The organism is Chitinophaga sp. CF118 (assembly GCF_900112615.1).
Taxonomy (GTDB): Bacteria; Bacteroidota; Bacteroidia; order Chitinophagales; family Chitinophagaceae; genus Chitinophaga.
In genome coordinates this window covers 888206-907525 of record NZ_FOMK01000003.1, presented here as the reverse complement: position 1 = coordinate 907525, position 19320 = coordinate 888206, and the positions used below count along the sequence as shown (strand labels likewise).

The 19320-nt window shown below is 41.0% G+C and carries 13 protein-coding genes; 9 read left to right on the top strand and 4 right to left on the bottom strand.

Annotation, left to right across the window (positions count from 1 at the left end; genetic code table 11):
• Together BM176_RS15915 and BM176_RS15910 are read right to left on the bottom strand one after the other, a co-directional pair.
• Positions 1–222: a hypothetical protein gene (locus tag BM176_RS15915; protein WP_090104697.1), complete on the bottom strand. Its 222-nt coding sequence runs from the start codon at positions 220–222 to the stop codon at positions 1–3.
• A 36-nt stretch (positions 223–258) separates the two neighbouring features.
• Positions 259–849, bottom strand: a complete 591-nt coding sequence (locus BM176_RS15910; protein ID WP_090104695.1) for a TetR/AcrR family transcriptional regulator — start codon at positions 847–849, stop codon at positions 259–261.
• Positions 850–1048: 199 nt separating this feature from the next.
• On the opposite strand from BM176_RS15910, the gene BM176_RS15905 reads away from it, so the two are divergent.
• The 7 genes from BM176_RS15905 to BM176_RS15875 all read left to right on the top strand — a co-directional run bounded on the left by BM176_RS15905 (position 1049) and on the right by BM176_RS15875 (position 14687).
• Positions 1049–1639 carry an RNA polymerase sigma factor gene (locus BM176_RS15905; protein ID WP_218162216.1) on the top strand — a complete coding sequence of 197 codons (591 nt, stop codon included), beginning with the start codon at positions 1049–1051 and terminating at the stop codon, positions 1637–1639.
• Between the two features lie 90 nt (positions 1640–1729).
• Positions 1730–2713, top strand: coding sequence for a FecR family protein (locus BM176_RS15900; protein ID WP_090104693.1), 984 nt, complete (start codon positions 1730–1732; stop codon positions 2711–2713).
• Between the two features lie 247 nt (positions 2714–2960).
• Positions 2961–6386: a SusC/RagA family TonB-linked outer membrane protein gene (locus BM176_RS15895; protein WP_177230424.1), complete on the top strand. Its 3426-nt coding sequence runs from the start codon at positions 2961–2963 to the stop codon at positions 6384–6386.
• Positions 6387–6404: 18 nt separating this feature from the next.
• Positions 6405–8174 (top strand): RagB/SusD family nutrient uptake outer membrane protein, encoded by a 1770-nt coding sequence (locus tag BM176_RS15890; RefSeq protein WP_090104690.1) that lies wholly within the window; start codon positions 6405–6407, stop codon positions 8172–8174.
• Positions 8175–8194: 20 nt separating this feature from the next.
• Positions 8195–9166, top strand: coding sequence for a BT_3987 domain-containing protein (locus BM176_RS15885; protein ID WP_177230423.1), 972 nt, complete (start codon positions 8195–8197; stop codon positions 9164–9166).
• Positions 9167–9168: 2 nt separating this feature from the next.
• A complete protein-coding gene (locus BM176_RS15880) occupies positions 9169–10767 on the top strand; it encodes a GxGYxYP domain-containing protein (RefSeq protein ID WP_090104687.1) in 1599 nt (532 codons plus the stop codon).
• A 767-nt stretch (positions 10768–11534) separates the two neighbouring features.
• Positions 11535–14687, top strand: coding sequence for a beta-galactosidase, LacZ type (locus BM176_RS15875; protein ID WP_090104685.1), 3153 nt, complete (start codon positions 11535–11537; stop codon positions 14685–14687).
• A gap of 575 nt (positions 14688–15262) precedes the next feature.
• On the opposite strand, the gene BM176_RS15870 is transcribed toward BM176_RS15875, so the two are convergent.
• Positions 15263–15661: a VOC family protein gene (locus tag BM176_RS15870; RefSeq protein ID WP_090104683.1), complete on the bottom strand. Its 399-nt coding sequence runs from the start codon at positions 15659–15661 to the stop codon at positions 15263–15265.
• A 508-nt stretch (positions 15662–16169) separates the two neighbouring features.
• Here BM176_RS15870 and BM176_RS15865 point away from each other — a divergent pair.
• The gene (locus BM176_RS15865; RefSeq protein WP_090104681.1) at positions 16170–16811 is read left to right on the top strand and encodes a hypothetical protein; all 642 of its coding nucleotides are present in this window, start codon (positions 16170–16172) and stop codon (positions 16809–16811) included.
• Between the two features lie 102 nt (positions 16812–16913).
• Entirely contained in the window at positions 16914–17114 is a 201-nt protein-coding gene (locus BM176_RS15860) for a helix-turn-helix transcriptional regulator (RefSeq protein WP_090104680.1), read from the top strand.
• A 1131-nt stretch (positions 17115–18245) separates the two neighbouring features.
• Here BM176_RS15860 and BM176_RS15855 read toward each other — a convergent pair.
• On the bottom strand, positions 18246–19292 hold the full coding sequence (locus BM176_RS15855) for a serine hydrolase domain-containing protein (RefSeq protein ID WP_090104678.1): 1047 nt from the start codon (positions 19290–19292) through the stop codon (positions 18246–18248).
• Positions 19293–19320: the final 28 nt, after the last annotated feature.

Below are 19320 nucleotides of genomic sequence, written 5' to 3'. Positions count from 1 at the left end.
TCAGTATGTTAGTTCTTCGCAGTTATAGTTCAACCCGGAAATGAGCCGGTTAACATCTGCATAACTTAGGTGATGGGATATTACACGCAATACACAGTCTACATCCGTCTGATCTATAGTCCACCTCTCAATCTGGTGATGGGTATCCAATGCGGCTTTTACAATAAGCAGGTCCGTTTCCGTAGTGATATTGGTTTTAAATATAAGAATACTTTCCAGCATAAGTGAGCACTCATTTACTTATCAAGATAAAAAAAACTATTTCTTAAGAGCTTTTATAACATAGTCAAATGTTTCTTTCATAATCTTCTCGGAAAAAACAAAAATACGGTCTTTAAAACAATGCCCTTCCTGGTGAAACCTTACCAGGGAATAAAGTGGGGCTATAGCCACTGACCAGAATACTTCTATAGTAATATCGTTTATCTCTCCCCGTTCTATGGCATTTTTCATAAAAGGCCCTGCCTTCTTGCCCATTTCATCATGAATTGCTTTTACCATTTTCTCACGGTAAGTAGAATTACGCAGCTGCTCATAAAAAGAAGCTCCCTCCTGGTTATTCAATGAATATTTGGCCCTGTTTTTCCATTGGATCCAAAGCCCTTCTTCAAATGTCATTTCAGGATCAAAACCTTCCAGAATAGCAGCACACATCCTCATACCTTCATCCACACTAATCTGGGTAATCAGGTCGTCTTTATCCTTATAATAAATATAAATAGTTGCAGGAGATACCCCTGCTGCTTTAGCCAGCTTGTTGATACCAAAATTCTCCAAACCTTCGTTGGTGATCATTTCAATAGCCTTCTCACGAATGCCCTGTATTTTATTTTCGTCTCGCTGTCTCATGCGTTGCAAAGATAAGTGAGCGTTCGCTCATTTAAAAATCTTTTTTCTGAAATATGGGAGAATTGCTCTTTTTTGTTACCATGCATCCCCAACTTAAAAAAGATATAACTTCGATATTAAATTCCCTACCTTGGATGCTAAGATTGTCAACTAAAAGAAGAGATACCTCGTTTTTCTTAAATCAATTATTACCGCGTTCGTGGAAAGTGTAATTAAATCTGTGGATTGGAATCTGATCATTCGTCTGCGCGATGGAGATGAATCTGCATTCCGTGAGGTATTTGACCAATACAGCCAAAAGATTTATGGCCTGGCCTATCATTTCCTTAAAAACAGGGAACAAAGTAAGGAAGTGGTGCAGGAAACCATGTTACGACTGTGGGAACACCGTTTACAATTAAACAGTGAATACCCCCTGGCACCCTGGTTATATACAATAGCCAGAAGAGTAACTCTCAATATGTTACGACAAACAGCTACCTCCCAGGCTGCCCGTAAAAAACTATGGCTCACCATGCACCCGGAACATAACGAAACCGAAGAAGCAATCCTGGCTGCAGATCTTGAACGCCTTACTTCCCATATTTTAAATACATTACCCGTACAACAACAAATGGTTTTCCGGCTCAGCAGATTTGAAGGCCTTACTTACGAGGAAATTGCTGCCCGCATGAATATCTCCGTACATACCGTAAAATACCACCTCACAGGCGCATTGAAAACACTACGTGCCTGCTTTAACCAGGCCGAAATCCTCTTCCCCCTCCTCCTGCTTTTTCTTAGTAAATAATTTTTTTTCAAATTGACTACCCGAACAGGTAGCCTCACGTGTATTGCACTATATCCCCTCTTTTAGGGAGTTTATTAAAATGTTATCCACGTGAATGAAGAACGTATATATCAACTGCTTGGCGAACTTGCCAATAATAGCATCAATGCTGAAGATTACGATGAGCTGATGCAATACTTGCAGGATGCTGAAGAGAACCCTGCTTTACAGTCGGCAATAGATCGTATGTGGGCAGAATTGACTCCTGCACAACAACTAAGTCCGGATGAATCTGATGCATTATATCTGAAGATTACAGAGAACGATCGTTTTACCATCCAACCTATATATAAGAAAAGGCGCTGGCTGGGTTATGCTGCTGGTATATTACTACTGCTGTCTACCGGAACCAGCGCCTACCTTTTATTTACACCTTCCCGGACAGCTTCCGTTGTTTACAAAGAACTGTCGGTTCCTGCTGGTCAACGTATACAACTGAAACTGGCAGACGGTTCCATGGTGTGGCTGAAAGCTGGTAGTAAACTCCGTTATCCTGCCAGTTTTACGGGCAACACCCGCGAGCTCTTCCTGGAGGGTGAGGCATATTTTGATGTAACACACCGGGATAAACAACCCTTCCTGGTTCATACCGGAAGCGTTACCACTAAAGTATTGGGTACAGCTTTTAATATACAGGCATATAATCAACTGCTGACAGTGGCAGTGGTTAACGGTAAAGTAAGCGTGGCTGAAGGAAACGCTGCGCTGGGCGTGATCGTGGCCAACCAGTTCCTGGAATATCATCAGGAAAATAAACAGGTAGTATTGAGGGATACTATTGCGGGCAATATGGTGGCCTGGACAAAAGGTGAATTAATACTCGATAATGTGACGATGGGAGATGCGGCTATTACCATTGGCAGATGGTATAATGTAGAGATCGTATTTGCTGATCCCGAACTCAAGAAATCCCGCTTTACCTTTTCCTTCCTGCATGGAGAGAACATCCAGGAAGTCATGAATATGATCAGTCACCTGAACGGTTTCAGATATAATATAGAGGGGAATGTCATTACTATCAGCAGAAAAAAATAATTAAAGATATGAGCTTCATTACCACGAAGGCTTCCACATAAGTACTGTAATACAAAACCGCTGCGGAGGCAACCACAGCGGTATAATTAAGGATGATCACGGGTACAGGCAAGTACCCGCAACCAAATGGATTTTAAAACAGCGTTCAAACCGATTAAAACCAAACAAATCTATGCATTTTTTTGTAAGTAAGGGATCCACGTTTCCTTATGAACGTCCCGTCCCGCTCAAAACAATCCTTTGGATTATGAGATGTTCCACGTTAGTACTGGCAATTTTATTATTCTGCTGTAATATCCTGATAGCGGCTAAAACAAACGCACAGGATATCCGGCAAACCAAAGTTTCACTGGGTCTTTCCGGCAAAAGCCTGGAAACAGCATTAAAGGAAATTGAACAACAAACAAATTTTCGTTTCGGCTACAGACTGAACGAAATAAACAAATTTTCACATCTCCAACTGCCGGTAGCTACCCGTTCAGTGGCTTCCACATTGGATCTCCTGCTTTCCGGTACAGGGCTTACCTATCAGCAGAAAGATCATTATGTTTTCATTGTGCCGGCTCCCTCCCCTGCTCCGGAAAAAGTACAATCACAGGAACTAACGGTAACGGGCACTGTTATTTCACCAAAAGGTGACAAACTACCCGGTGTTAGTATCCGGTTAAAAGGGGCTGCAAACGGTACCAATACAGATGCGGAAGGAAAGTTCTCTATTCGTGTACCAGACGAACAAAGTATTTTAATATTCTCCTTTATCGGCTACATCACTAAAGAAGTGCCTCTGGCCGGACGAACATCCATAGACATACAACTGGAAGAAAGTTCTACTGCATTGAACGAAGTGATTGTTGTGGGTTACGGTACTCAACTGAAAGCTACAAGTATCTCTGCAGTATCTGTTGTAAAAGGAAAAGACTTTGCTCAGAAACCGGTAGTGAATCTTACAAATAATCTCGTAGGCCGTATGCCCGGTCTTATTGCAGATCAGGGAAGTGGCGAACCCGGACTGGATGGTTCCAGAATACGGATCAGAGGTACTTCCACCATCGGTAATGCAAATCCTCTGCTGGTGGTAGATGGGATTTACAGGGATTTTTCCCGGCTGGACCCTGCTACTATTGAAAGCGTTACCATATTAAAAGATGCTGCTGCTGTGGCGCCTTATGGTCTGGCAGGTGCTAATGGTGTTATCCTGGTTACTACTAAAAAAGGAAAATCCGGCGCTCCGGTTTTGTCTTATAATGGTTATGCGGGATTTCAAAATCCTACACGAATGCCACGTATGGTAAACTCCTACCAATATGCGCTGTTAAGCAATGAAGCTAACAGGAATGATAATTTCAGTCCTGCTTTTACAGATGCACAGATAGCCGGATACAAAAAAACAGTGGATGGTGCTGCTGATGCTGATCGTGATAGATACCCCAACAGTCAGGGGCTCCGGGATGTAATTCAGCGCAATTCATTACTGACCAATCATAACCTGCAACTGTCTGGCGGTACGGATAAAGTGAAATATTTTGCTGCATTGGGATATACTAATCAGGAGGGACAATTCTCTACTACCAGCCTGAAAAAATATAATGCACTTGCGAACCTGGATGTTGCTGCAACTAAAAACACGCAGGTATCTATCTCTCTCAGTGGTTGGGTGGAAGATCAGAATTATTCTGGTTATTCCGATCCAGGCAGCGGGGACGCTAATAACCGTTATGCTTCTGCTGGCGGAGGTATTATGTACCAGGCATTCAGAACTCCTCCTACATCTGCTATCTATTATTCCAACGGTTTATGGGGAAGTTATATCACCAACTCGCTGGTGGGGACTATTGCTCATAGCGGATATGCTCATAACGAGAATACACAGATTATGACCACCTTCAGCATTGAACAGCAACTGCCTTTTATAAAAGGTCTTAGCATAAAAGGTGTGGCCAGTTATGATCCTTATAATACCTACACTAAAGTATGGAAAACACCTATTCTCACATATAGTGCAGACTTTACTACTACTCCCTATACCTTTACACCTACTTACATCGGTCCGTCCAAACCGTCACTGAGCCTGAGTACCAGTCAGAATAAAGCTTTCACCTACCAGGGATATTTAAACTACCACAATACTTTTGGTAAACATGATATTACTTTCCTGGGAGTACTGGAATCCCGGACTCAAAAATACTGGGACCTTTCCGGCAGCAGAATAAATTACCCTATAGATATTGATGAACTGGACCGTGGAGGTACAGCGCAGGGAGAAGTTTCCAATGGCGGTGCTTCATCAGAACAAAGACAAATAGGTTATGTATATCGTTTGAGCTATAACTATGATGGTAAATATCTGGCAGAAGTATCTGGCAGATACGATGGACATTATTACTTTGCTCCCGGTCGTAAATATGGTTTCTTCCCTGCATTTTCACTGGGCTGGAATATGGCCCGCGAAAGTTTTATGAAAAATAATGTGACCTGGATAGATGCCCTGAAACTCAGAGCTTCCTATGGCGAATCCGGCAACCTGGCTGGCGGTCCTTTTCAATATCTGACAGGCTATTCCATTTATAATAATGCTGCTGTGCTGAATGGCGCTCTTACGGCTGGCATCAGTGAAGTATTACAGGCCAATACTGCTATTACATGGGAAAGGGCTAAAAAGACCAATGTGGGTATAGATGCTTCTTTGTGGAAAGGTAAACTTACAATAGGTGCTGACTATTTCTACGAAAAACGTTCCAACATGCTGGTTCCTCCTACCGTTACCGTACCTGCGGAATATGGTGTGGGACTTACCGAACAGAATGCTGCTATCATGAGCAACCACGGAGTGGAAATAAGTTTGGGTACCAATCATACTTTCTCCAATGGGTTACAGCTGCAAGTGAACGGCAACTTCACTTACGCACAGAATAAACTGCTGCAAGTGTTTGAAACAGATGCTACTTATAATAATCCTAACCGCCGTCAAACAGGACGTGCATATGGTACGCAATTCGGTCTGAAAGCACTTGGCTATTTTACCCCTGCAGATTTCAATGCTGATGGTTCTGTGAAATCAGACGTTGCTTCTATCCCCGATGCCCCTGTACGTCCCGGCGATCTGAAATATGCAGATCTGGGCGGACCATCAGGTAAACCGGATGGTATTATTAATGATAATGATCAAACTGTAATTGGCCGGCCTAACGGTACCCCACAAATGATTTTTGGCTTCTCTCCTGCCCTTTCCTGGAAGGGATTTGATCTCAACTTCCTGTTACAGGCGGCTACACAGATCAGTCTTCCGGTGGGTGGTAACCTGGTATTTCCTTTCGATCAGCAGGGCTCCGTGAGTGAACTCTATTACAATGATCACTGGACTCCGGCAAATACAAATGCTTTATATCCCCGCGCTACCACACAACCTAAAGACTATAATACAAGATTCTCTTCCTGGTGGTTAAGGGATGCATCCTATCTCAAACTGCGTAGTGCAGAACTGGGCTATTCATTGTCTACAAATCTCATAAGACGGATGAGAATACAGCAATTACGTGTATACGTTGCTGCACAAAACCTGTGGACGTGGACGCCGAATATGAAAGAAAAGATTGATCCTGAAGCACGATCTTCAAACGGACAATATTACTTCCAGCAACAAACTACTTCACTGGGACTGAATGTTACCTTCTAACACTTAATTGAAAGAAAAATGATCACTATAAAACAAAGCTGTCTCATTGTTCTTATGTGTGCAGCGATGATAGCCTGTAAAAAAAATTACCTGGAAGTATCACCAAGAGATCGTGTGGGCGATGATGTTGTATGGGCTTCCGCTGCTAATGCAGACCTGTTCCTGAATGATATATACAACCAGATGCCGGATATCAATAATGAAACGGAACACCTGGATCAATACACCGACAACTCCGATGTAGGCGTTACCTGGATGCAGGGATACTCCAATATACGTACGGCAAATGTTACGCCTTCCAACCTGCCACGCGGCCCCTGGGATATGTGGTATTGGGGGAAAGAAAATAACAACGATTCCAAAACAGGTAATTATGAGAAGATCAGAAAATGCAATCTCTTCATTGAAAAAGTAACTGCCTCAACACTGCCGGACGATTATAAAACAGAAAGGATTGCTGAAGTTCGCTTCCTCCGGGCACTCTTCTATCATTGGTTATGGATGGCATATGGTGGTGTTCCCGTTATCACAAAAACACTGGATAATATTACACAAGGTGATAGCATCTATATTCCAAGAAGTACAGAAGAAGAAACCTGTCAGTTTATTACAAACGAACTGGGAGAAATAGCGCAAATCTTACCACTGAAACAGGCCGATCCGGGAAGACCTACCAAAGGTGCTGCGCTTACTCTGAAAGGATGGTGTGAATTGTATGAAGCCAGTCCGCTAAGGAATTCAGGCAATGCTGCTAGTCCTGCGGGAGACCTGGAAAAATGGAAAAAAGCATCGGCGACTAACAAAGCGGTGATAGATCTTGGAATGTATGACCTGTACCCCGACTTCAGAACCTTATTCCTGAAAACGGCTAATAATAGTCTGGAGTCCATTTTTGCACGTCAGTACATGCCGGGTAAAGGCGGACAACTGGAAGGTAAAGAAGGCCCGACAATCATAAACGGAACAGAAATGGCATGGGGCAACTTTCAGCCTACACAGGAACTGGTAGATGAATTCTCTATGGCAAACGGGAAAGCAATAAATGAATCCGGCTCCGGTTATGATCCGCAGAATCCATACGCGAACAGGGAAAAACGTTTCTATCAAACGATTCTTTTTAATGGATGCGAATGGCAGGGCGATACTATCAAAACGGTTGTGGGACTAGGACGCAGTACCGAAAATGAAATAGATCTGGGTTATAGCAGCGACGTTACCCATACCGGTTATTATGCTTGTAAGAGACTCGATGAAAGCATATTGGGCAGCGATAACAGGGCTAACAGCACCTCTTATCAAAACTATATGTTTTTCCGTTATGCAGAAGTACTGCTCAGTTTTGCCGAAGCAGAAAATGAAGTGAACGGCCCTACGCCCGACGTGCTGGCTGCTGTAAATAAAGTAAGAACCCGCGACAATAACCTGCCTACAGTAGAAGCCACTTATGGCACTGTAAGCCAGGATAAAATGAGGGAGATCATTCACCGCGAACGCCGTGTAGAACTTTCTTTTGAAGATAAACGCTGGTGGGATGTACTGCGCTGGAAGATTGCAGATAAAATGGCTGATGGAACACCCGGTGTGTTAAACCGCCCCGAAGTAAGCATGGTGATAACATCTAACAACGGCACGCTCGTTTACACCCGTACGAATGTGAGCAACCGTATATTCCTTCCTAAAATGTATTACATGCCAATACCTCAGCATGTGCTGGATCGCAATTACAAGATCCGGGAACAAAGCGGAGGTAAAGACGGATGGGTAAGCGGACAGAATCCAGGCTATTAATCGTAAACAAAAAAACAGTCATGAGAAATCTATATATTTTTTTGATAGCAGGTGCTTTAATCACCTCATGCAAAAAAGATGATAATACAGCTAAGGCAGTATATATGCCGGAAGCAGGGAACGGTATTGTAAAAGAAGTATTTGCTATTGCAGATACTCCGTTTATCGTTTCCTACAGTGCGGTAATAGTAGGAACAGATTATCCTTCTGTATCCGGACTAAACGCTGCTAATGATATTACCATACATTTCAAGGCAGACACTTCCCTGGTAGCAAAATTTAATACTGAAAACAGTACCAGTTATCCTGTATTGCCTGCTGGCAGTTATGAGCTGCAGGCTACTGCTACCATTCCTAAAGGAGCTACAAGCACAGGCAATGTATCTCTTAAAATCCTGGCAAAGGATAAAATAGATCCTTTCCAGGATTATATGATCCCGGTAAGCATAGAAAGTATTTCCGGTGCAGCAGTAAGCTCTTATCAGCAAACTACTTATTTCGTTGTAAATGGTACTGCCGATCCGGCAAGTATGCAACCTTATGATGAAAGCGGTTGGACCATTGCCGGTTTTTCTACTGAAGAACCCGGAGAAGGCGGAGGTAATGGCCTTGCAAAAGCGGCCATTGATGAAGATCCTTCTACCTTCTGGAATTCAAAATGGTCTGGCGGGGAACCAGCTCCCCCTCATTATATCATCATTGATATGGGTGAAATAAAACCGGTACATGGTATCGGTATTATGGACCGTTATTTTGAAGGCGACTGGCAAACTGATGGTCATGGTCAGCCTCATGATATTACAGTGTCTGTAAGTGCAGATAATGTTACCTGGGATGATGTTGCCGGTATTAAGGATATTCCTCACGATGCCGGTCAACCCTGGTATAAATATTTCGTCTCCACATTGAAACAGGCCAGGTATGTGAAAGTAACCGTGACAAAAGTATACGCTACTAACAGTACCAATATTGCTGAAATACAAATATTCTAAACATGAAGAAAAGAGTCGTCTTCACCCTATTCGTAGCAGCTGGTATTGGATGTTTTGCATGTAGTAAAACAAATAACCAGTCAACCGCCGTTACAGTTAATCCAACAGATACAGGTATAGTAAAGAATACATTGTTGCTGAACAAAGGAGTACTCCATCAGAAAGGTACTGCGTTGAAATCCATTTGTGTGATCAGCGGCAACAATCTGTCTGCCGAACAGAAAGTATTGGTGGCTACCTTACAGGGGCTCGTTGCCAAAACCTCTTCCGATCAGATATATATCGATGAAGGTGGTCCTTCTACTGTATGGGTAAATTACCTCAACAGTAAATATGGAATTACTATCAGTAACTATTCTACCTGGACAGATCTTCTCACTCACTTTAAATCAAAAATAAAGGGGTATGTGCTGTATAACCGTGCCACCAATGAAAGATCGCTTACAGCTGCAACTTCTCTTTGCGGTCCAATGAATGCCATCGCGGTAGATGCAAGTCTGGAATCGGCGGTACGTTCTGCTGGTATCACTACCCGCAAGCTCGATGTTCGTACGCGTGATGAGAAATGGGTATACAGCAATTATCCGGCTGCTTTTAGTAAAGCCCTGGGTGCTGAATTAACACCTACTATCAATCATCATCTGCGTGATTACATTACACTCACCAATGCATTTACTTTTTATGATGGGGAAACCACCTGGCGTAAAACAGTGTTACAGGGTCTTGATCCTGAGGCGTTTTGTTTTGGATACGGGAAGGAGGAATTCTCTATGGTATCTAATGCGGCCCAGGCAGGCATTGTAATGTTGCCTACAGATCTGGCAGCTAACCTTGCGCCACTGAGCAGCATATACGATCCTAACCCTATTCGTCAGCAAGCATCGACAACACCGGTGACTGAAAGTAATGTACATTATGTAACATTCCTGGTAAGCGATGGAGATAACATTGCATATGATCTCTGGTCGTTACAGAATTATTTCAGTAATCCAATCCGGGGTACCTTTAATATGGGATATACTATTAGTCCTTCGCTGGTAGACCTTGCTCCTGCTACATTACGCTGGTATTATGAAAATGCATCTGCCAAAGATTGTTTTGTAGCTGGGCCCAGCGGAAGTGGTTATACCTTCCCCAGCAAAATGCCGGCAGCTTCTCTGAATAAATATCTCGACAGGCTGAACACCTTCATGGACAAGTCGGACCTCCGCATTGTGAACATACTGGATCAGGGTGTTATCGGGCGTATGGACCTCTGGAATAAATACCTCTCGCATAGTAATATAGACGGATTGATTTATACCGGCTATGGAGAAGCTCCTAATGGAAGCATCCAGTTTTCAGAGAATGGTAAACCTGTTATAGAAGCAAGGGATAACCTCTGGGCAGGACTGGAAGAAGAAGCTACTGTAATCAGCAATATCAATTCACGTCCTACAGATCCATCTAACGCATCAGGGTATACGCTGGTATTTGTACACACATGGACAAAAGACTTGTCCAACATTAAAACGGTGGTCGACGGGTTAAATTCCAATGTACGGGTGGTAACACCAGATGCTTTTGTAAAACTGGTTAAAGCTAATCTTGGAGGTAAATAATATTTATTGTTCCCTTTGGATTCAGGAGGGTGATTATACTCTCCTTTTGGATTCAGGTGAGTGATTGCGGGCTGCACCCATTTGGTAGTAATTCTATCTGGCTTTATCAAGCGTATGGGCTTTAGAATATTTATTGAACGGTATCAATCGTGTGTCAAATGGCTAAGGCCCGCAATTGCCCACCTGAATCCTCACATATTCAGGCTGCTTGCTGACATTACCTTGAATCACTTCATTATTGTGCTTGCATTTTTTACGGGGCCAAAGTGAATGTTTATAGTTTATCAACTTTGTTAGGAGTCTCCTGTTTAACTGAGGGTTTCTTACAGAGTAGATTAAGAAGGATGATAATCGTAACTAAATGTTATTGATTGTAAGTCATTTCTGTCCGGGAAAAGATTATACCTTCCCTTTGGATTCAGGTGAGTGATTGCGGGCTGCACCCATTTGGTAGTAATTCTATCTGGCTTTAACAAGCGTATGGGCTTTAGAATATTTATTGAACAGTATCAATCGTGTGTCAAATGGCTAAGGCCCGCAATTGCCCACCTGAATCCTCACATATTCGGGCTGCTTGCTGACATTACTTTGAATCAATTCATTATTGTGCTTGCATTTTTTCGGGGCAAAAGTGAATGTTTATAGTTTATCAAAGAGAAGATTTCTTACAGAATCGATTACGGGAGATGATAACCGTTTTGCACTAACAGGAGGCTCTTGCGAGAGCTTGACTAAACATTATTGATTGTAAATATAAAAACAGGAAAATGGGTCTCAAAACATTAGGAGTTGTAATATGTCTCCTGACAGCGGGTCATGCGGCTGTACATGCGCAAAGTCATGACTGGGAAAATGAGCAGGTATCAGGTATTAACAAAGAAGCTGCTCACACAATCTGTATTCCTTATTCCAGCAAGGAACAGGCATTACAGGATGTACCACAAACATCACCCTGGTACATTTCGTTAAACGGTCCGTGGAAATTTCATTGGGTAAAACAACCATCGGAAAGACCACTCGATTTCTACAAACCGGATTTTGATGTTACAAAATGGACTACCATCCCTGTACCTTCCAATATGGAAATGCAGGGTTATGGTACTCCCATTTATACAAACATTGAATATCCCTTTAAAGTAGATCCTCCAAGGGTAATGGGTGCTGTACCTGCCGACTGGACAACGGCGAAAGAACCTAATCCTGTAGGATCTTACCGCAGAGAGTTTGAAATCCCGGCTAACTGGGATGAAAAAGAAATGTTCATTCACTTCGATGGTGTTATCAGTGCGATGTATGTATGGATAAACGGACAAAAAGTTGGTTATAGTGAGAGTAGCTTTAACCCGGCGGAGTTCGATATCACAAAATATATAAAACCGGGAAAGAACCTGGTAGCAGTGGAAGCATACAAATGGAGTGATGGTAGTTACCTGGAAGACCAGGATATGTTCCGTTTCAGCGGGATTCACAGAAGCGTATATCTGTATGCAAAACCAAAGATGCATATACAGGATTATTTCCTGCAATCAGACCTTTCAGCCGATTTTAAATCAGCTGTCTTCTCTGTAAAAACGGACTTAAAGAATGATGACAAAACAACAATAACAGCGGCTACACTCGGCGTAGAAGTGTATGATCCTTCCGGTAAATTGTATATCAGTACCAGTCAGCCGCTAGGACCGCTCAAAGGCTTATCTGCAAAAACATATACGCTAAAGGCAGATACCAGACAACCGGCGTTATGGTCTGCTGAAACACCTATTCTTTACACCGTACTATTAACTCTGAAAGATAAACAAGGACAAATATTAGAAACGCTTTCTTCTAAATTTGGTTTCAGAAAAGTAGAAATAAAAGACAGTCGCCTGTGGGTGAATGGAGAACCCGTATTGCTGAAAGGCGTGAACCGTCATGAAGTACATCCGGCCTATGGCAAAGCTGTACCCAGAGCCACCATGATACAGGATATTATCCTGATGAAACAATGTAATATCAATACTGTACGTACCTGTCATTATCCGAATGATCCGCTATGGTATCAACTCTGTGATCAATACGGTTTGTATGTGATAGATGAAGCGAATCTGGAAACACATGGTATGGGCGACAAGCTGACTAAAGATCCCAAATGGAAAAATGCATACGTTGACAGAGAAGTACGACTGGTAGAACGTGACAAGAATCACCCTTCAGTTATTATCTGGTCTATGGGTAATGAATCCTGGGGAGGAGAAAATTTTGTTGCAGGCAAAGCCGCCATACTGGCTATAGACAGCTCCCGGCCTATCCATTATGAAGGATATAACGAGATAGCAGATATTGAATCTACCATGTATCCTTCTGTGAACACGTTAATCTCTGAAGGAGAAAAAACATCTTCCAAGCCGTTCTTCATGTGCGAATATGAGCACGTGATGGGCAATTCCGGAGGCAACCTGCAGGAATACTGGGATGCCATTGAATCTCATAAACGCCTGATTGGGGGCTGTATCTGGGAATGGGTAGATCAGGGCGTTAACAAACGGATTCCCGGCGATACCACTGGTAAAACATTTATTGCTTATGGTGGTGATTTCGGCGACAAGCCTAATGACGGTACTTTCAGTATTAAAGGACTTACTACATCAGACAGAAAGTTCACTCCTAAAATGGAAGACGTTAAAAAGGTATACCAGTATGTGAAGATCAGCATGATTGACGGACAAACAGGACGTGTTGCCATCAGGAATAAATATGATTTTCTGAATCTGGAAAACTTTGATTGCACCTGGACCTTATCAGAAAATGGTAATGTGATTCAGTCAGGCACATTACCTCCTGTACAACTATCACCCAATGATTCTATCATTGTAACTATTCCTTTCAAAAATCCTGTTTTAGCTCCTGGTGCTGAATATTGGCTGAAAGTAGCATTCAGGCTACGTGAAGATAAGTTGTGGGCAAAACAAGGAACAGAAATAGCAAGGGAACAAATGAAGGTTCCTTTTCCTACCATCCCGAAAGCAGCATTTAACATTACTGAATTGCCAGAAATAAATCTGCATCAGGATAATGCAATGGTAACAGTAAACGGGAAAGATTGTTCCATTGCCTTTGATAAAACTACAGGTAATATCAGCACTCTCCAATACGGCGACCGTATTATCATCAGCAATGCTCAAAACGGGCCAGCATTTAACCTCTATCGTGCCAGGCTGGATAATGACCGTACTAAAGAAAGAGGTCCTGCTATTGAATGGATGGAAGCTGGTTACGATAGTCTGAAGTATACGCTGAATAGTTTTACAGCAAAAGCGCTAAACAGTAAAGCAGTTGAAATTATAACAGCTACTACTGCAGCAACCCGTTCAGGATTCAAGGTAGTTACACAAATGAAATACACCGTATATGGTAATGGGTTAGTACAGGTAAATGCTACTTTTATACCGGATACCAGCGGCTTGCCTATTCCCCGCCTTGGAGTACGAATGATATTGAACCCAGGACTGGAAAATGTAGAATGGTATGGTCGTGGTCCATTTGAAAACTATTCGGACAGGAAAACAGCAGCAGAGATAGGACAATACCAACATACAGTAGATAATATGCTGGAACAATACGAACGTCCACAAGGAATGGCAAACCGGGAAGACGTTCGCTGGGTAAAACTCACAGATCAGGATGATAAGGGAATCATGATTGAGGCCGATGATCATCTGAGTTTTACAGCGCTGCATTATACGGATCAGGACCTATGGGCAGCCCCGCATCTATATCAGTTGCAACGTAGACCGGAAACTATTCTGAGCCTGGATAAAGCCCAACTGGGTGTTGGGAATGCCAGTTGCGGACCTATTCCGTTACCTCAGTATTATATTCCTTTTAAACCAGCAACATTGTCATTCAGTATACAACCTTATACCCCGTTGTATGGTAAATAAATAATAAGGCTTATCCAGATTATACTCCCTAATAAACCATTAACACTAAACCAGTAACACTAAACCAGTAACACTAAACCAGTAACACTAAACCAGTAACACAGAACCAGTAACACAGAACCAGTAACACAGAACCAGTAACACTAAGCCAGTAACACTAAGCCAGTAATACTAAGCCAGTAATACTAAACCAGTAACACTAAACCAGTAACACAGAAAATTTTATAGTCTCAAAAAAAGAGGTTGTAAAAAATAAAAATAGGACCTGAGAATCGCGTAAATGACTATGCGTCTCCATCAGGTACCCGAATAAAAAGAGGCTGTTCATTACTTTTGACAGCCTCTTTTTTAAGGGTCTATTCCCAATAGTAATAAATCAATCAATTTATAAAATAGCTTAACATAATGGTTTCTGACCGGATTAAAAGATTTTCGTCCTCGTTTGTAAACTTTATCTATGTAGGTTTCATTGAGTTTTTATGTTGAAAAAGAAAATATAGTTTTGAGACATCATCTTCTATTTTTATAAGCAATTTCACGTGCTCTATTTACTTCATTCATAATGAAACCAAATCTTAATTTCCTGCATGAAGTGCCATACGATTGCCTTCTGAGTCTGTGAAGAAGGCCATATAGCCTATCTGTTCATTAATTAGTGTTCTGGGCATAATTATCTTGCCGCCAGCAGCCTCTATTTTATCTAAAACTGTTTGTATCGCAGGATTGGCATTGAGATAAACAATAACTCCATCCATATCTGGCTTGTGCATTTCACTTTTTACAAGTGCACCAGAAACTTTACCGGAATTTGATTCCATATCATACGGGAAAGAGGTCATTTCCATGCCCATCATTTCTTGTGTATCCATCTGTACATCCATGATAGTTTCATAAAATTTCTTTGCTCTTGCAGTGTTGGTAACTGGTATTTCAAACCAATTCAACGCGTTTGTTTTGGCACTTAATTTTTCCATAACATTAATTTAAAAGATTGATAATTGGTGTATATAAATATGTTTGCCTGATCATTAATATTTATAAGATTGATGATTGGTGTATATAAATATGTTTGCCTGGTCATTAATATTTATAAGATTGATGATTGGTGTATATAAATATGTTTGTCTTCAATCATTAATATTTATAAGATTGATGATTGGTGTATATAAATATGTTTGCCTGGTCATTAATATTTATAAGATTGATGATTGGTGTATATAAATATGTTTGCCTGATCATTAATATTTATAAGATTGATGATTGGTGTATATAAATATGTTTGTCTGATCATTAAATACTTCATAATTCTTTGTATATATTTCTCATGACGGTTTATAACAGCGAGAATTATAACAAATAATATAACAGATTGTTTGTTAACCCATAATAAAAAAACAAGGAAGTCATTATAAGATTTATTTTAAAAAGGGGTTAAATATGTAAAGTATTAGCTACATTTGACAAGTAAACTTTACATTTCTTATGAAAAAATCGACATACGAAATTTGGCAACCTTATAAAAAAGCAGGGATAATTATCTCTTTTTCAGCCCTTTTGATGTTATTGTTCTCTCCCTGGATAGAGGGAATTATTTATAATTTAATACTGCGGATCAGTTTTGGGAATACCCTCATAGACATTATTCATTCTATGGGCATGACCTTGAATAAAATCCTTTTATTTCTTTTGAATTGGGGAATTGCACCAATTATATTCGGCCAGACAAAAAATGAGGATGAACGAATTGAAAGAATTAAGAATTATGTCTCAAAGCATACTCTTCGCACGATGGTTATATTGGCTTGTTTAATGGGTTTAATTATGAAAGATAGCCCTAACCTGTTAATTTTCACGCTTATTATGCAAGGATATTATCTGCTGCTGTTCCGGCTTTGTCTCTACAGGGATTCCCAGATCGTTTATCTTAATGAAGAGCAGTTAGCAGTATATGGTAAAAAGAACTTTAAAACATTTACTATTTGGACAACGATAATAAGTGCTCTGGCAGGAGGAACAATTCCTTATATGGCAATACATCACCCTTCCCAGCTTTCATTAGCTGTTGTGGTACTTATAGGCTTAAGTATTTTTTTAGGGACGGTTCAGCTGCATTGGAAAAAATAGGTATAATCAAGCTGATAATTAATTGGGCTGTATTGAAAAGCAGTTATGAAGAATACTTGCCTGCATAAATTATACTTGCCTGCATGAAGAATACGTACAATTATGAAGAATACTATAAAAGTAGAAAGAGCTCGTATTAATTTATCTCAACAGGATCTGGCTGAAAGAACACAGGTATCACGTCAAACCATCCACTCGATAGAGTCGGGGAAATTTATGCCATCCTGTATATTGGCCATAAAAATTGCCAGAGTATTCGGGATATCTGTAGAAGATTTATTTGTGTTGGAAGATGATGATTAGAAAACTGGACAACATCTTAAAATCAGAGAAATCCATGAAACCTGAAAGCTTCGGGACTTAGGGTCTACAGCTATAATCCTATACTACATTGAACCTTGAAAGCTACGGGACTTAGGGTCTACAGCTATAATCCTATACTACATCGAACCTTGAAAGCTACGGAACTTAGGGGCTACAGTATAATCCTATACTACATAGAATCTTGAAAGCTACAGAACTTAGGGGCTACAGCTATAATCCAATGCTACATAGAACCCGAAACCTTCAGGACTTTAAAGTAATACATGTAAATGTTTGATAAAGTGGAATTGCTAATGGTCAATAAATACACCTTGTCTGCCGTGATGAACAGGTGAAGTTCAATAAACATCTAATCCAAAATCTCATTCTAAAGCTAAATTAAAAAACTAAACAGGCAGACGCAGTGTATTTATTGATCATTAGCAATCCAGTAAAGATATCTTTTCAGGTAACTTCGGAACTTTCGGATGGAGTAGTTCCGGAACTAAGTAAAGGTCTGATAAAGTGGGATTGCTAATGATTAATAAATACACCTTGTCTGCCGTGATGAACAGGTGAAGTTCAATAAACATCTAATCCAAAATATTATCCCAAAGCTAAATTAAAAAAACTAAACAGGCAGACGCAGTGTATTTATTGATCATTAGCAATCCAGTAAAGATATCTTTTCAGGTAACTTCGGAACTTTCGGATAGGGTAGTTCCGGAACTAAGTAAAGGTCTGATATAGCGGGGATTGCTAATGATCAACAAATACACCTTGTCTGCCGTGATGAACAGGTGAAGTTCAATAAACATCTAATCCAAAATATTATCCCAAAGCTAAATTAAAAAACTAAACAGGCAGACGCAGTGTATTTATTGATTATTAGCAATCCAGTAAAGATATCTTTCCAGGTAACTTCGGAACTTTCGGATGGAGTAATTCCGGAACTAAGTAAATGTCTGATAAAGCGGGATTGCTAATGATTAATAAATACACCTTGTCTGCCGTGATGAACAGGTGAAGTTCAATAAACATCTAATCTAAAATCTCATTCCAAAGCTAAGTTAAAAAACTAAACAGGCAGGCGCAGTGTATTTATTGATTATTAGAAATCATCTAATCCCACTACTCTGCTGTGACATTATGGGCAACAATCCCCCGGATCATTTCCCGGATGCGAAGACTATATTTGGCTGTAGTTTTAATATCTGAAAGCGTAAAGATAATACCAGCGATACCGTTTTTTTCATCCTGCCACGGATGCGTACCAAAAGCACCCGGACTGCTGGTTTCAAGTACCTGCCCCGATGGAGTAACCACGTCAATCCAGTTTCCGATACCATATCTGACAGGCTTGTCCGGCGTAGGTGAATAAGGATTAACCAGATAAGGAGTATCGTCAATAACAGCACCATTGGTTTGGTCTTTTAACATCTCTTCAACCGCATTTTTACTTAAAACCTGCTTGTTATGATACCGCCCTTTATTGACAATCATTTCCAGGAAATGCAGATAGTCTTCCGCAGAAGTGCGGACACCACCTGCCAGTAATGGGTTACGAAAATTCATCAGCATATTATAACTGGCACTCAGATCGCAGGGAATAGCTATCTTTTCGTTGAACAGCGTTTGCCAGGATTTGCCAGTAACTACTTCCGCTATCCGGCCGGCAATCTGCATACTTACACTCCCATAATTAAATGTAGTACCTGGCGGATGGATCATGGCCGTATGAACAGCAATCGAATCTACGGCCTCCGCCATAGTCAGTATCCGGCTGTATTCATATCGTTCAGGTGAATTACCCGGAAAACCGGAAGTATGAGAGAACAACTGCCTGATTGTAATATTTCCCTTATGATACAAGGTGAAGATAGGCAGGAATTTACCGACAGTATCTGTTAAGGCTAACTTCCCATCATCCACCAATGCCATAATCACTGCGCCGGATAACCATTTGGAAGCAGAAGCAATTACCCGCCTGTCAGTCGCCCGCAGGTTAATTTCTTTTTTGTAAATGAGTTTCCCATGCTGAGATACCAGCACTACTACATTATCTTTATAAATTTCAGCGTTTTGTTCCAGGTAGTTATCTACCGGAGTAAAATTATATTGCTGTCCGGCTACGTTTCCGCAATAAAGGAAAAGGAGGCATAATAAGAATCTCCTCATTGTTTTTTTCTTCAAAATAAAACAAATA